The following is a 15,209-nucleotide window of genomic DNA, read 5'->3' on the forward strand; positions in this document are numbered from 1 at the left end:
GAGCTTTTGCAAAATTAGCCTGGCTACAGCTATTTTTAGATCAAAATAGGATAGAAGAGGTATGTAGCTACTAATATATTTATCGCAAAATTACATTATTTGCTAGCAAACAGAACTGCTCAATAGTTAAGCTTTCTGGACGTTCGTCTCCACTCAGTTTAGCATTCTCAAGAGTAGTTGAGACATCACTAGTTATACTTTGCAAGCTATTTCTCAGCATCTTTCTTCTTTGAGCGAACACAGCACGTGTTAGCTTTGTTAAGGTTTCTAAATTTACTGCAAATCTTGGAGTGGGTAAAGGTTTTACTGTAATTACTGAAGAATATACTTTTGGTCTTGGAAAAAATTCCTTAGGTTCAATATCAAATTCCTTTTTTATGTCGCATAGTAACTGGCTTAGCACTGATAGGGAACCATAATCTTTAGAACTAGGTTCTGCTGTAATACGCTCTGCTACCTCCTTTTGGAACATTAACGTCAAACTCGTAAAAAATTTTATATTATTTAACCACTTTAAAAATAATGCTACTGAGATATTGTAAGGCAAGTTAGCAATGACTTTGACTGGACATTCTACCAGCTCTTTTTCTACAACATTAAGTGCATCCGCTTCTATAATTCTATATTTTCCCTGATGCTCATTTAGCAATTGTTCGTGATGTTTCACTAAATTACTATCTTTTTCTATAGAAAGTAGAAACTTTGGATTATACGCTAATATTTCTCTTGTTAACGCACCATACCCAGGACCAATTTCAATAACATTAAAATCTTTCAGGCTACCAGCTAAGGCAACTATTCTTTTTGTTATCTCATTCGATAAAATAAAATTTTGCCCTAGACTCTTTTTTGGCTTCAGTGAAAATTTTTTCATATGATCTTAGTATGCAGTATTTTAAAAATTAGTTGACGAAAATTCATCAATAATTGTATATTGTTAGTGTATTTAATGCCGGCTTAGCTCAATTGGTAGAGCAACTGACTTGTAATCAGTAGGTTGTCAGTTCAAGTCCGACAGCCGGCACTCTTATCCATACAAGTAAAGTTGATGTCCTTTTTAATAGTAGCAAATTGGAAAATGAATGGAACACGTTCTTCATTTGTTGACTTTATAGGCAAACTTAACAACAAGAGCAACGAAATTACCTCTAAATTAGTAATTTGCCCTCCTTTTACATCATTTCCAAGCAGTATAGAGTTGAACAATAATATTAAAATAGGAGGACAGAATTGCCATCATAAAGAGTTCGGTTCTTACACAGGTGAAATTAGTGCAGGAATGTTGAAGGAACTAGGATGTAGTTACGTAATACTTGGGCATTCTGAAAGGGCTCATGAAAAAGATAGTGAAATAAAACTCAAATCGAAAACAGCAATAGAATCAGGATTACACCCAATCATCTGTGTAGGTGAAAATTTAGAAGATTATAAAAATAAAAAAACAAAAGAAGTAATAGAATATCAATGCAAAAACCGTTTGCCAACACAAGGTGAATATACCATAGCATACGAACCGATATGGGCAATAGGAACAGGAAATGTGCCAAATAATGACGCAATTGCTGAGGTGATAGAGATAATAAAATTTTGTACTGGTAAAAAACACATTATATATGGTGGCTCAGTCAGCTCAGAAAATATAGAAAACTTGCTCAGTATTCCAAATTTATTAGGAGTTTTAATTGGTAGTGCAAGCTTAGATTTTGATCACTTTTATAAAGTTATACAACAAGTCGAGAAAAAATTTTCTCTTATCAATTCTAAAAGTAGATAAAAGGGAATTACTTACTATAGGAATAGGGCTATCACGGGCGTCTCAGCAGATTCCGCTAACGCGTATCCCTCGTCATAACGTCACGGTATCCGCTAACACGTAGCGAGATGTCGGTTGTCAGAGTGACACTGGGATCCAGAAGACTTAATTTCAACCAAATAATAAAGGCTGGATTCCAGCGTCGCGCGCTGGAATGACATCTTTCTTGGTGAACTCAAATCACAATGTTCGTACGGTTGTGGGCTTATAGCTTAGAAAATTAACGATATTTTATTTCCCGGTGAACGCTCTATTTTGTTTTCCAACTCTAGTTCCAAAAGAGCCATTAGAGCTATGTTGGTAGAAAGTCCACTTGCTAATATAAGTTCATCTATATCAACAGGTACAGAGTTAATATGATCAACTATAACAGATTTTGCCTGTTGTAATTTTTCTTGTTTTTGGTCAGCAACGGTATCAAATAGACTTTTTTGCTGAAGAGGCAAACTAAATCTCACGCTCTCTATTATATCATCAGCTGATTCAACAAGTTTAGCGCCGTTTTTAATTAGATAATTGCTACCACTACAGCGTGAATCTAGAGGGAAACCAGAAACTGCAAATACCTCTCTTCCTTGATTTAAAGCAAAATCTGCTGTTATTAGAGAGCCAGAACGTCTCGATGCTTCAATCACTACAACACCCAGCGATAGACCAGATATAATTCGATTCCTTTGAGGAAAATACTGAGGCTTTGGTTTAGTAGCAAATGGAAGCTCAGTAATTACTAATCCGCCACTTTCAGTGATTCTTTTGTATAGATCAAGATTTTCTCTTGGGTATACTACGTCAATTCCGCTTGCTGTGACAGCAATGGTTGGGTGATTTTTGTATATTACACTGTTTGCTGCAGTATCGATCCCCCTTGCAAGTCCAGAAACGATAATAAAACCAGCTTCGCTTAAATCAAGTGCTAACTTATTGGCAAAATTTCTTCCATTCATTGAAGAATTACGTCCACCGATTATTGCAATTATCTCACGGCTTAATAATGAGACATCACCAAGTGTAGTTATTACAGGAGGACAACCAGAGATATTCCTTAAAATGTCAGGATAATCTGGATCACATGCTGGTATTATTTTGGCTCCAATTTTTTCTGCATTCTTAATTTCTTCTTGTACATTTTTAATTCCATAATCCTTGTTAGTCAACTTACTAAGATATTTAAGCACTTCATCTAGTGAGCCACATGCTCTTAGTATACTAAAAAACTTTACTGGTCCCACAGTCCTAGCCAAGCTTAGCCATATTTCTAATTCTTCGTTATTTAATTTATTTATCTTCATAAAAGGCTTGAATTTCTTATCAATTTAGTGTACCCAAGATAATTCAAATATACAGTATTTTATGGCGCATTTTGTTACAGATAAATGCATAAAATGTAAATATACAGACTGTGTAGAAGTATGTCCCGTTGACTGCTTTTATGAAGGTAAAAATATGCTCGTGATTAACCCAGATGAATGTATTGATTGTGGAGTGTGTATACCTGAGTGCCCAGTAGATGCAATTGTAACTGATGATTCCATAAAAGATATTCTAGAGCTAGATGAAGGCTTACTAAATAATGAACAAAAAATCTTTAAATCATTTTACAACATAAATGTAGAATATTCGCAAAAGTGGCCAAATATCACAGCTAAAAAGCAACCCCTAGATACAGCAGAAGAGTATAAAGAAAAAAAGGATAAAACAGCTTATTTTGATGAAAATTTAGGGTAATATTAACAAAGAAAAAAAGATCAGACTTCTTGCATAACCATATGAAAAATTACCAACTCACTCTTTTTTGTCATTACAGGGCGTAACGCACAATCGTACGAACATCGTAGTTTGAGTCCACCAAGAAAGATGTCATTCCAGTGCTTGACACTGGTTTTCATCCAAAAGGGCAGTGCCTCTATGATGTCATCCCAGTGCTTGACACTGGGATCTAGCAAGCTTTGCTTGCAAATAAGTCTAATACGCGTCGCGTTTTATGCCAAAACACAATTGGAGTGACATGCAAAATAGATCCCAGTGTCAAGCACTGGGATGACAAAAAAAGGAGCACTGGGATGACACCATTTGTTGTATCTTAACAAAACAAACGTTCGTACAGTTGTGCATAGGATAGAGCTATAGAATTTTTCAAAGTGTTTTTTCTATTGAAGATAAAAGTATCTTTTATATATGATATATAGCAAAATATTAGGGTGCTTATGGTTCCAACTATAGCAATTTTAAGTGGTGGATTTTCTTGCGAAAGAGAAATATCGCTTATGAGCGGAAAAGCAGTAAAGAAGGCGCTTGATAGCCTTTCATATAATGCAATAGAAATAGATGTTGATAGCAACATTGCTCAAAAGCTTAAAAAAACTAATCCCGCTCTTGCTTTTATTGCTCTACATGGACCTTATGGTGAAGATGGCTGTATTCAAGGTTTACTGGAGGTTTTAGGTATAAAATATACACACTCCGGAGTTATGGCTTCGGCTATTGCTATGAATAAAGTGATGTCAAAGCATATATTCCATTCTCTTAATATCGACACTCCAAGAGGTTATGTAATTAGTCGAGAAGATGTGCTAAAAAATAATATTAAAGTTGATTATCCGTACGTCTTAAAACCGATTAACGAAGGCTCAAGCATTGGAGTACACATGATTTTCTCACATGAGGATTACTTAGAGCTGAAAAATAACAGTTCTACTATAATGGAAAAGATGATCATAGAAGAATACATACCGGGTATAGAGTTACATACTGCTGTGTTGCTGAATGAAGCAATTGGCACTATGGAAATACGACCAAAAAATAAATTCTATGATTATGAAGCAAAGTATACAGATGGATTTGCAGAACATATATTTCCTGCTAAAATTCCTGACAACATATATAGAATGACCTTGGAACACGCACTAAAAGTTCATCAATTTTTAGGATGCAAAACTGTTTCCCGCTCAGACTTCCGTTATAATCCCCAAAATAACACTTTAAAAATGCTTGAGATTAATACACATCCTGGCTTTACTGAATTATCGTTAGTACCAGAAATTGCAAAATTGACAAAAGGAATTGATTTTAATGAATTAATTAAAATTATTGTCAAAGACAGTTTACACCACAAGAATATTAGAGATCAAGTCGATGTTGAACAATGTTACTAGAAGCCAAAGGAGTTTTTTGCGCAAGTGTGCTTTCATGATTATAACTGCACTTTTCCTTACACTAGTACTTTATAGTTCACTTGATAAAATAACAAATCGATTCAATTACTACTTTACTTGGTGTAACGATCGCTTATCGAGCTTATTAATTAGCAATGGATTTTCAATGGACAAAGTAACCGTTACTGGAAACAAATTTACAAATGAACAGGACATTCTAAGTTTAGTAGATAGAACACAACCTATCATGTATGTATCACTCTCAAAACTAACAGATAATATACAATCTGTAAGCGAATGGATAAAACATGTAAGAATTTATAGGATTTTACCCAACACCTTACGCATTGATGTAAATGAACACAAACCTTTTGCTCTTTGGAAAGATGATAACAGAACTTCAGTAATTGACTCTGAAGGTAAAGTAATCGTAGATGATTACCAGATAGATAACCTTGTTATAATCAAAGGACAAAATTCGTTATCAAGCCTAAAATTCATTAAAGATATACTAGAGAGGAAAACTCAATTAAGTGATCATATTTCTTCTTGTGTTTATGTAGGCAATAGAAGATGGAATATCATACTCGATGACAGTGTCACAGTAAAATTGCCTGAAGATAATCCTTATAGCGCATGGGATTATTTAAGCCACTTGCAAAATACAACCGACTTTACTTTTAGCAATTGGAGCATAATTGATATGCGTGTTGCTGATAAAATTTTTGTAAAAAGGTAGAGCTTCTTTCCTTGTCATTCAAGTAGAACTTTCTCTGTCATCCGAGTAGCTTGAAAGTGGAATNGGTTTTTGCAGAATATACAGCAAATTATATTAGCTGAACAAAAAATCAAGGAAAATGGCCTTCCTGGAACTGCATATGAAATGTTAGAGCTGAAAAAAATGGGATTTTCAGATGCAAGGTTGGCAAAGTTAAGCAATAAGAAAGTAGAGCAAATTGAAGCAATAAGGAAAAGGTTTGGTACTAAACAAGTTTATAAACGTGTAGACACCTGTGCAGCTGAATTTGAATCGAGCACTGCTTATATGTATGGCTGCTATGAGGGTGATGTTGAAAATAAAACGGAATGTGAGGCGAATATTTCGGATCGAAAAAAAGTTGTCATTTTAGGAAGTGGTCCAAACCGCATTGGTCAGGGTATTGAGTTTGATTATGCATGCGTACATGCAGCTTCTGCCGCCAAAGAAATGGGATATGAAACAATAATGATTAACTGTAATCCAGAAACCGTCTCAACTGACTACGATACCGCTGATCGTTTATATTTCGCCCCACTGATTGCAGAGGATGTGCTTGAAATACTAAGCAAAGAGCAAGAAAATGGCACACTGGTTGGTGTAATAGTTCAAATCGGCGGGCAAACGCCTTTAAAGTTAGCCAAAGTGCTTAACGAGAGAGGTTTCAAAATTCTGGGAACTTCGTTTGATTCTATTGACCTTGCAGAAGATCGCATGAGATTTAAAAATCTTGCTTTGCAACTTAATTTAAAACAACCTGAAAATTCTATCTGCCATTCAGTAGAAGAAGCGTTAACCAACGCAGAAAAGGTGGGGTTTCCACTAGTAGTCAGGCCATCATATGTCCTCGGCGGTCAGTCTATGTCGATTAGACATGATACTCAGAGCTTTAAAGAGTATGTCTTGAATCAAACCAAAATTTTTGAACACGGATCGCTGCTTCTTGATAAATTTTTAGTCAATGCAGTTGAGGTTGACGTTGATGCTGTATGTGATGGGAAAAAAGTTTTCATTGCAGCGGTCATGGAGCACATTGAAGAAGCTGGTATCCACTCTGGCGATTCAACATGCTCAATACCGACAAATACATTGAGTGACGAAGTAATAAAAGAGATCGAGCTCCAAACTGAAAGAATAGCATTAGCATTAAAAGTGAAAGGTCTGATAAACATTCAGTTTGCTGTTCAAGAGAGTGATGTATACATACTTGAAGTGAATTTAAGGGCTAGCCGTACAGTTCCTTTCATTTCCAAGGTAATCAACATTCCTGTTGCAAAGCTTGCCACTCAGGTCATTTTGGGTAAAAATTTGAATCAGGAAAACAAGCCTTTCAATCATTTTGCAGTTAAAGCTGCTGTTTTTCCATTTACCCGCTTTGCAGGAGTTGATACTTTACTTGGTCCTGAAATGAAATCAACAGGAGAAGTGATGGGAATTGACTTATCTTTCGAAGCTGCACTTGCAAAAGTGCACATGGCTGCAGGATACAAGTTACCAACAGAAGGAGCAGCTCTGGTTTCAGTAAAAGATGATGATAAAGAGTGTATATTGCCTGTTGCACGAATGTTGAAAGAACTGAGTTTTGAAATATATGCCACCAAAGGCACAGCTTCGTATCTGAACAATAACGGCATTGCTGCAAAAGCTGTAAATAAAGTGAGAGAAGGCAGACCCCACATAGTTGATATGCTCAAAGATGGAAAAATAAATCTAGTGATTAATACCTCAAAAGGTGTAAAGTCAGTCTCAGACAGCAAAGATATTCGCAGAACTGCTATTTTGCAAAATATAGCTTATAGCACCACAGCTTCTGGAAGTAAAGCGTTAGCGCTTGCAATTCAATATGTAAAGAATAGCAAATTGGAAGTGAAATCATTACAGCAGATACAAAACGTTTAAATATCAAGACTATAATAAATTATTACTTATTTCAAAATGAGGATCTTGTAAGCTAAGGGATAATGTTCAAAAAACTGCGTCAAAGCGAATTTTTAGTTCAACTCAATTTTCAATCTGTGGAGAAAGAAAATGTTGAGCTGAGATATAGTTAATATGTACAGCACTTTTCCTCCACCTTCCTTATAGCACAATATACCAACTTGTACAAGCTGGTAAATGAACCTTTGGTTTTAGTAAATGTCTCCTCGATAGGATTAGTGGAGCCGCCTAACTGGCCCGAAATACTTAAAATAAATTTTCCCAATTGTTTTGCCACGATTTTATGACCAAAGGATATTTTTCACTCCATCAGCTCGAGTAAATAATTTTCAGCAATTTCTCTGCTTGAAGCCTGATATACTTTCTTCAGATCACTTATGAAAGTTTTTGCTGCTTCAGTAAGTTTCTTATCTGATGTACTATACATTTCTGCTTTAGCTATTTATAGCAGCAGGAAAACTTTTTAATACAAGCTATTAGAATATCCTCTACTCCTCTTTCTTTTAGCTCATTTAATACCCCCAACCAGAACTTCTCTTTCAGCCAAATAAAAACCCAATACATCCTTTTTGCCTTCTTGATCTATACCCAATATGTTATACATGCACTTACTTACACAACAACCGTCTTCTTTCACCTTAAAAAATCATGAATACTATCGGATATATTGATTGTAGTGGACGACTACACCATTCATTGATTATAGGTAGTAATTTATCTGTAATTCCAGATATCTCTGCTGCAGATATTTTTTGCCTCAAGTTCAGTTGTTTACCTTTTTTTTTCACTATCTGTGGTTCGCTCTCTATCTCTTGGTGTCAAAAGTTCAAATATTTGTCCTCAAAGTTTTTTCCGTTTCTTCTCTTTCAGTGGGTAAATGGTACCTTCCAGACTCGCTTCCAGTAGCCTTGTTACCATCTCTCCCCATCAATGGTCCCGTATAGATGATAGAATATTTGTTTCTAATTCTTTATAGTCTACCAATCCAGTAGTTCCATTTACTTGACTCATGTCAAATCTCCATTTTTTGTTTCTATTTTATTTTTACTTCTCGCTTTGACGCACTTTTTTAAACGTTCCCTTTAAGTTAGTAATTTATAGATTTTTCTAAAAAAAATAAATGTAACAAGTAAAATGCCAATCTTAAATATTGCTATATTTTACGATAGCTAATTAATTTGGCACGTATGGTTTGTTAAACACTTCCAGGATTACTCACCGCTAAAGACTATATCTTTCTGTATAGTCTTTAAATGCACCTCTATTGGAGTCAAAATGTAGTTTCACACTGCCAATTGGCCCGTTTCTTTGTTTTGCAATGATCAGCTCTGCAATATTTCTAATTTTCTCCATTTTCTCTTGCCACTCTCGATGTTTATTACTTCCTTCATTTGGTTGCTTTCTTAATTCATAATATTCTTCTCTATAGAGGAACATTACTATGTCCGCATCCTGTTCTATGCTTCCTGAATCACGTAAATCAGAAAGTTGTGGTTTTTTATCATCCCTCTGCTCAACAGAACGAGAGAGCTGCGATAGTGCAACAATGGGAATATTTAGTTCCTTTGCAATTGCTTTCAAACCCTGCGTCACTTCTGAAATTTCTTGCACTCTATTTTCACTACTCCTTTTTGTTGTTCCTCGAATTAATTGCAGATAATCGATAAATACTACCTCTACATTGTATAGCTGATATAGCAGTCGTATTCTGGTACGAAGGGCACTAATTGATAGAGCAGGAGTGTCATCTATAATGAAAGGTAATTCAGATAGTCCTGTACTAGCATTAATGAATTCATGTAATTCAAAATCACTAATTCTCCCAGTCATTGCTTTATAATAACCAATACCTGAATCTATGGTAATCAATCTTGCAGTCAATTGCTCTGCTGACATTTCAAGTGAGAAAAACGCTACGTAGTGTTGTTTGTCTGTTCTTTTTTGCAAAATCTTACAAGCATTAAGTGCGATGTTCAGTGCCAATGCTGTCTTCCCCATTGAGGGCCTTGCAGCTATAATTAACAGATCAGATTTCTGCAAACCACCAAGAAGCTGGTTTAGATCTTGAAGTCCGGTTGTAATACCTAGAGCCTCTGGATTATTTTTTAGCTTGCTAATCTTCTCAACCACATCTTTAATTGAACTTGCAAGCTTTATGTATGTTTTCTCACCTTGCTTTTTTACTGCTAAATTGAACAATTTTGTCATTGCTTGCTCAATTTGTACCTGTGCAGGATTTTCGATGTCATAGTTATAACTATCGTCAATTGTCTCTTGTCCGAGCTTGATTAAGCATCTTCTTAAATAAGTATCACGGATTATTCTGGTCAAGCTATAGATATCAAGAGCAATACTTGCCTTCGCTGCAAGCTTTGCTAGGTACTCAACTCCACCACATTCGGCAAATGCTTTATCATTTTCAAAAAACATCTTAAGGCTTAGTTCATTGGCAACTATGCCGTGTTTTCTGGTTTTAGATATCTGGGTAAAAATGCTTTGATGTAGTGGATCGTAGAAATTGTCTGCTGCAATTATATCTTCAACTGCATCACAAATTCTATTATCACGAATCATTGCACCAATGAGCATTTGCTCTGCTTCTAAATTATGTGGCAATTTACATATTTCTTCTCTTGAATTAATAAGGTTAACTAATTCATTCATTTTAAGTTTTTAGAGTAATGATTGATTATTGTAGAATATTCAATCTCGACTTAAAAGAGAAAAAATTTGACTAATCTTGTGTTGCTTATAGCATTAAAATAGGCCCCTGTGGTGGAATGGTAGACACGGCAGACTCAAAATCTGTTGCTTGCAAGAGCATGCTGGTTCAAGTCCGGCCAGGGGCACTCAAACATTGGAAAGTGCTTTATGTTACACAAGTTTTTTAATCGTTCATTTGCCATTCTTTCTTCTATAAATGCTATTCAAAGGATAAAGAAAGATGAAAATGGAATATGTTACGTAACGGGACTTAGACGCTATTTGTCAGTACTGCTTGATTTAATCATCATCGTTTTATTTTTACAGTTTTGCGGTCAGGCCTTAAATCAACTCTTTATGAGCTCGGAGAGCAGTAAAATATTAGGCCAAATTGCTGCAAAATATCAAATGCAGGTGCCACTATCTGCAGAGGAAACAGCAATGCAGAGTAAACTAATAAAGTTACTAGTTCTAAATCAGATAGTTCAATTTATTATGCTTTTTAGTTATGTAGCATATATGTGGATAAGATTTGGCGCTACACCTGGAAAATTCTTACTTGGACTTAGAGTTGTAAATGCACAAACTTTTGAAAAATTGACTCTGAAACAAGCAACAAAGAGGTTTTTTTCCTTCATATTGTCAACTGCACCATTATTCTTGGGTTTCATATGGGCAAGTTTCGATAAACGCTGCCAAACTTGGCACGATAAGATTGCAAATACAGCAGTTGTCACAAACAAAAGTCTTAAGTGTGATAAAATGAACTAAATTCGTTTAAAATAAGAAAATTTTAATAGTTTTATTGATAAATTTGATTAAATGCTTAATTAATGATATACTAAAATAGTAGGTAAAAAATATGCCAAGTATTACTCATGATCAAAGTATGGATTCTATTAGCGATAGTATTGTACATATTGATGATAATGAAATAAAAGAATGCGTAATTGAGGCACTAGAAACATTTAAGAACGAATTAGAAGCTCAAAGTTTTGACCTTAATGGGCTAGGAACTTCTGACCTAGTTAAAGCATGGAAGAAGATAGAAGATTTTAAAGGTGCTGAGTTAAAGGATGCTTCTGACTTTGCTGATCTGATAAAAGGGCAAATTGCAGAATTTGATGAAGAAAAATTATGGAAAATGTGTACCTTTAGCAAAATTTCCTATGGTGATGTGGATAGAAAATTAGAGAAAGGTAAATACAAAACTAAAAGGAAGTTTGAAGAAGAAGGTTATCAGATTATAAGATTTTACGATAATGAACTTATTGAAGATAAATATTGCTCAGATGTTGATTATAAATTAGAGCAACACGATGTTGGCTATGCTTTAACTGGTAAAAATTCATATAATCGAGATGCTGGTTATATTTTTATTAAAGATAACGAAGTAGATATAGCTTACCATGGCACTCGTGATTTAAATGATGTGAAGGAAGATCTGCGTGCTTCTTTAACTAAGTTGCCATTTTTGTCTGGAGATAATTATGTTCACTCTGGTTTTTACTCTCTATTCAAACGTTCTTGGCCCAGCGTACATAAAATATTACAAGGGCATGCTAATGATAAAGGATTAGCAATCAAAGATTTAAAAATCAATGTTACAGGCCATAGCATGGGAGGTGCTCTTGCTAGTATAACTGCTTTATGTCTTAATAAAACAGAAGGTGCTGAAGATGTTCATGTTGCAACTTTTGGCTCTCCAAGAGTGTTCTACAATGGTGCTGCTGAAGTTTACAATGAGTGTCTTGGACATAATACTATTAGAGTAGCTTGTCAATCAGATCCGGTACCATGTTTGCCACATGGTAATGCTGGTATGCACTATAAACATGTAGGTAAACCATTAAAATTAGAAACAGGTAAAACTCTGGAGTATTTAGAACTACACTATCATAAAATCGATACCTATTATAACCTTATTGAGAAAATAGAGCAGGAAAAATTTAAATCGGATAGCGAAGCATCTAAGTATCGTCATATTGCTTATATTTGTGGCCTATTTTACCATGCAGTTTTGTCATATGTTGATGTGGATGATAAGGAATTCTTTGAAGAAGTCAGAGAAGAAAATGAAGGCATTAAGCTTTCTGAGATACCAATTCAACGTGCTCCAAATTTAGAAGAGGAATTTAGACAAGGAAAACAAAAAGTAGCTCAGCTTACTAATGAAAAAATTCAACTAGAGGGAAGGTTAAATAGTATACAACAAAGTTTGGTTGGAAAAACTAAAGAGTTAGATGATGAAAAAGGAAAATTAACACAAGAACAACAGAAGACTAATCAACTCAATGATCAAGTAGATAAACTTACTGCAGAATTTAAAGGGACAAAAGATCAGCTTGCAGAAAACAAAGCAGAGTTGGATGAGCAAATTAGCAAAGTAACTAGGCTTAACGGTACTGTAGAAAAACTTGAAGAAACAAATACTGGATTAGAAAGAAAGAATAGTAATCTGACTAATCAACTGAAGAAGCTTGAGAAAGCAAAAACTAAGCTAGAAGAAAAGGTAGAATGTGCAGAAAAAGAGCTAAAGGATACTAGAGCTCAATTCAGAGAGAGTGAGGGAGGGCTAAGGGAAGTAAAAGCTCAACTTGAACAGGAAAATAGTAATTTGTCTAGTCAAGCAAGGGAGCTTGAAAGGAAATGTGAGCAAACAGAAGTTCAACTTGTAGCATCAAAGCAAAAATTAGCTGAAGAAACTAGTAAAGTCATGCAACTTAGCAAAGAATCTAATGAAGCAAGAGCTCAGCTTGAAAAGAAGAAAAAAGAGATTGGAAGGCTAAAAGATCAAGTAGATCAAATGACTATACAAAACAATCAATTGGAAGGGCGGCTGGATGATGCAAAGCAAGGTCTAATTGATAAAACTGATGAAGTAACCCGATTAACACAGGTTGCTGATACGCTAAATGGTCGGGTAGCTCAATTGACTACACAAAATGATCAGTTGGAAGGGCAGCTGAATGATGCAAGACAATCGTTCGCTGATCAAATAATGCAACGCGAAAATGAAAATAACGACTTAAAGACAAAGCTGCAAGAAATTGAAAACAAAAGTGAAGTACTAGAGAAGAGTCTACAGAAGCAATTTGAAAGCAAGAATGAAGAGCTAAGTGAAAAATTCTTGAAAGCAAGAACTTACAGTAAAAGGCAAGGTAATTATGCTTCTGTTTCTTTTGTATTATCTGGAGCATTTGCTGTTGGTACAAGTTTAACAATGGTTCATTTAGCAATGTGTGTTTCGCTTGCTGTAGCTGCATTAACTTTTCTTGCAGTAGGATGTTACTGTTCTTATAACGCAAATACCGCACTTAATAATGTTGAAGTTAGTCAAATCGGGAATGATCTTAGTCATTCTTTAGTTTAGTTGTAGAGTAGCTGCTTGAGTATTAATTTAAATATTCTTCATTGCTAGTTATTATGCCATCGCTTTAATTTGTTTGTGTTTTACTAAAAAAACTTTAGATTATACTTTATAATTGATACTAAAATATGATTTGGAGTTTATTGCAGACAGGCCAAAAGGAAGGCTATAAAATTGCGTATACCAATGCTCGTATTATTGACCCGGAAACTAAACTTGATATAAAAGGTTCATTGTTAACTGAAGGGGATAAAATTGTTGATTTTGGCGAATCGTTATTTTCAACAAGTGGGGTTGATGAAACAATAGACTGTAAAGGGCTTGTTCTAATGCCAGGCCTTATTGATATTCACGTGCATTTTCGTGAACCAGGTCAAGAGCATAAAGAAAATATACATACGGGTAGTAAATCTGCAGCTGCAGGAGGCGTTACAACTGTAGTTTGTCAGCCAAACACTGTTCCAGCGATTGATAGTGTTGTCTTGGCTCAGTATTTGAAATATAGAGCATTTGAAACTTCGCATGTGAATGTGGAATTTTACGCTAAAATCACCACTTCGGAAGAAAAATTAACTGAAATGGCACTCTTAAAGGAAGCAGGTGCAGTTGGTTTCACCGATGATGGTATGCCAGTTATGAATCCAATGATTATGAGACAGGCACTGCTTTATTCAAGTATGCTTGGTGTTCCTATTGCTCAACACGCAGAGGATTTGAATCTATCTGCTGGTGGTGCAATTAACAAGGGTAAGATTTCTGAAGAATTGGGAGTAAAGGGAATCTTGAGTGCGTCAGAGTCGGTCATGGTAACTCGTGATATACTGCTAATGAAGGACATAGAAAATGTACACTACCATATTTTACATGTCTCTTCAAAAGATTCACTTGATGCTATTAAACGAGCGAAAGATTTGGGGTTAAATGTTACATGTGAAGTAACTCCTCATCACTTTACTTTAACTGAAGATATAGTAAAGCAACATGGAGCAGTCGCAAAAATGAATCCGCCACTGCGTACAGAGGAAGATCGTTTAGCTATGATTGAAGGTTTAAAGACAGGTGTGATTGATTGTATTGCAACCGATCATGCTCCGCATGATCTTAGTTCTAAGGATTTGCCACTTGAAAATGCTGCATTTGGTATTGTTGGCCTTGAAACAATGCTGCCCATTTCACTTGAACTATATCACAGTGGACAAATGGGTCTACTTGATGTGATTGCAAAATTGACATATAAGCCTGCAGATATCATACATGTGCCACGTGGCCGCATACAGAAAAACCTTGCAGCGGACTTAATTTTAGTTGATTTGGATCATGAATGGAAAATTAAAGTTGACAACTTTGCTAGTAAATCAAAAAATTCCCCTTTCGATGGACGCAAAGTGAAAGGGCGCGTAATACGTACCATTGTGTCTGGCAAAACTGTATATTTACAGAAGAATTAGTTATCATACAGTTGCGTTCTCAATTTCA

At 35.3% G+C, this 15,209-nt stretch carries 10 protein-coding genes, 2 tRNA genes and 2 pseudogenes; 10 read left to right on the forward strand and 4 right to left on the reverse strand.

Features of this window, described 5'->3' with window-relative positions:
- Nucleotides 1-79 precede the first annotated feature (79 nt).
- Nucleotides 80-874, reverse strand: coding sequence for a 16S rRNA (adenine(1518)-N(6)/adenine(1519)-N(6))-dimethyltransferase RsmA (gene rsmA, locus BWZ41_RS03850; protein WP_143689457.1), 795 nt, complete (start codon nucleotides 872-874; stop codon nucleotides 80-82).
- A 77-nt stretch (nucleotides 875-951) separates the two neighbouring features.
- Here rsmA and BWZ41_RS03855 point away from each other — a divergent pair.
- Both BWZ41_RS03855 and BWZ41_RS03860 read left to right on the forward strand, forming a co-directional pair.
- Nucleotides 952-1,024 (forward strand) — tRNA-Thr (locus tag BWZ41_RS03855).
- Nucleotides 1,025-1,048: 24 nt separating this feature from the next.
- A complete protein-coding gene (locus tag BWZ41_RS03860) occupies nucleotides 1,049-1,774 on the forward strand; it encodes a triosephosphate isomerase (RefSeq protein WP_143689714.1) in 726 nt (241 codons plus the stop codon).
- A 251-nt stretch (nucleotides 1,775-2,025) separates the two neighbouring features.
- Here the strand turns inward: BWZ41_RS03860 and dprA are convergent, their stop codons facing one another.
- Entirely contained in the window at nucleotides 2,026-3,102 is a 1,077-nt protein-coding gene (dprA, locus tag BWZ41_RS03865) for a DNA-processing protein DprA (RefSeq protein WP_143689458.1), read from the reverse strand.
- 61 nt (nucleotides 3,103-3,163) lie between these two features.
- Here dprA and BWZ41_RS03870 point away from each other — a divergent pair, with 61 nt between their 5' ends.
- From BWZ41_RS03870 to carB, 4 genes and pseudogenes are all read left to right on the forward strand, one after another.
- On the forward strand, nucleotides 3,164-3,538 hold the full coding sequence (locus BWZ41_RS03870; protein ID WP_143689459.1) for a ferredoxin family protein: 375 nt from the start codon (nucleotides 3,164-3,166) through the stop codon (nucleotides 3,536-3,538).
- 473 nt (nucleotides 3,539-4,011) lie between these two features.
- A complete protein-coding gene (locus tag BWZ41_RS03875) occupies nucleotides 4,012-4,965 on the forward strand; it encodes a D-alanine--D-alanine ligase (RefSeq protein WP_143689460.1) in 954 nt (317 codons plus the stop codon).
- Nucleotides 4,946-5,704, forward strand: a complete 759-nt coding sequence (locus BWZ41_RS03880; RefSeq protein ID WP_143689461.1) for a cell division protein FtsQ/DivIB — start codon at nucleotides 4,946-4,948, stop codon at nucleotides 5,702-5,704. The genes BWZ41_RS03875 and BWZ41_RS03880 overlap by 20 nt, the downstream gene beginning before the upstream one ends.
- A gap of 64 nt (nucleotides 5,705-5,768) precedes the next feature.
- A pseudogene (gene carB / locus BWZ41_RS03885) lies at nucleotides 5,769-7,621 on the forward strand (carbamoyl-phosphate synthase large subunit); the annotation flags it as partial.
- Nucleotides 7,622-7,713: 92 nt separating this feature from the next.
- Here the strand turns inward: carB and BWZ41_RS03890 are convergent.
- Nucleotides 7,714-8,671, reverse strand: a pseudogene (locus BWZ41_RS03890) (IS256 family transposase).
- 210 nt (nucleotides 8,672-8,881) lie between these two features.
- A complete protein-coding gene (locus BWZ41_RS03895) occupies nucleotides 8,882-10,324 on the reverse strand; it encodes a replicative DNA helicase (RefSeq protein ID WP_017531675.1) in 1,443 nt (480 codons plus the stop codon).
- A 102-nt stretch (nucleotides 10,325-10,426) separates the two neighbouring features.
- Here BWZ41_RS03895 and BWZ41_RS03900 point away from each other — a divergent pair.
- The 4 genes from BWZ41_RS03900 to BWZ41_RS03915 all read left to right on the forward strand — a co-directional run bounded on the left by BWZ41_RS03900 (nucleotide 10,427) and on the right by BWZ41_RS03915 (nucleotide 15,181).
- Nucleotides 10,427-10,509: transfer RNA gene (locus BWZ41_RS03900), tRNA-Leu, on the forward strand.
- Between the two features lie 22 nt (nucleotides 10,510-10,531).
- Nucleotides 10,532-11,134, forward strand: a complete 603-nt coding sequence (locus tag BWZ41_RS03905) for an RDD family protein (RefSeq protein ID WP_007302723.1) — start codon at nucleotides 10,532-10,534, stop codon at nucleotides 11,132-11,134.
- Between the two features lie 91 nt (nucleotides 11,135-11,225).
- On the forward strand, nucleotides 11,226-13,736 hold the full coding sequence (locus BWZ41_RS03910; RefSeq protein ID WP_143689462.1) for a lipase family protein: 2,511 nt from the start codon (nucleotides 11,226-11,228) through the stop codon (nucleotides 13,734-13,736).
- A 125-nt stretch (nucleotides 13,737-13,861) separates the two neighbouring features.
- On the forward strand, nucleotides 13,862-15,181 hold the full coding sequence (locus tag BWZ41_RS03915) for a dihydroorotase (protein ID WP_143689463.1): 1,320 nt from the start codon (nucleotides 13,862-13,864) through the stop codon (nucleotides 15,179-15,181).
- Nucleotides 15,182-15,209 lie beyond the last annotated feature (28 nt).

The sequence above is a fragment of the Wolbachia endosymbiont of Nilaparvata lugens genome (assembly GCF_007115045.1).
Lineage (GTDB): Bacteria > Pseudomonadota > Alphaproteobacteria > Rickettsiales > Anaplasmataceae > Wolbachia.

Bases quoted from the DNA above. Each gene is read 5' to 3' on its own strand.
- rsmA (WP_143689457.1), bottom strand. From the start codon at position 874: ATGAAAAAATTTTCACTGAAGCCAAAAAAGAGTCTAGGGCAAAATTTT.
- BWZ41_RS03860 (WP_143689714.1), top strand. From the start codon at position 1,049: ATGTCCTTTTTAATAGTAGCAAATTGGAAAATGAATGGAACACGTTCT.
- dprA (WP_143689458.1), bottom strand. From the start codon at position 3,102: ATGAAGATAAATAAATTAAATAACGAAGAATTAGAAATATGGCTAAGC.
- BWZ41_RS03870 (WP_143689459.1), top strand. From the start codon at position 3,164: ATGGCGCATTTTGTTACAGATAAATGCATAAAATGTAAATATACAGAC.
- BWZ41_RS03880 (WP_143689461.1), top strand. From the start codon at position 4,946: ATGTTGAACAATGTTACTAGAAGCCAAAGGAGTTTTTTGCGCAAGTGT.
- BWZ41_RS03895 (WP_017531675.1), bottom strand. From the start codon at position 10,324: ATGAATGAATTAGTTAACCTTATTAATTCAAGAGAAGAAATATGTAAA.
- BWZ41_RS03905 (WP_007302723.1), top strand. From the start codon at position 10,532: ATGTTACACAAGTTTTTTAATCGTTCATTTGCCATTCTTTCTTCTATA.
- BWZ41_RS03910 (WP_143689462.1), top strand. From the start codon at position 11,226: ATGCCAAGTATTACTCATGATCAAAGTATGGATTCTATTAGCGATAGT.
- BWZ41_RS03915 (WP_143689463.1), top strand. From the start codon at position 13,862: ATGATTTGGAGTTTATTGCAGACAGGCCAAAAGGAAGGCTATAAAATT.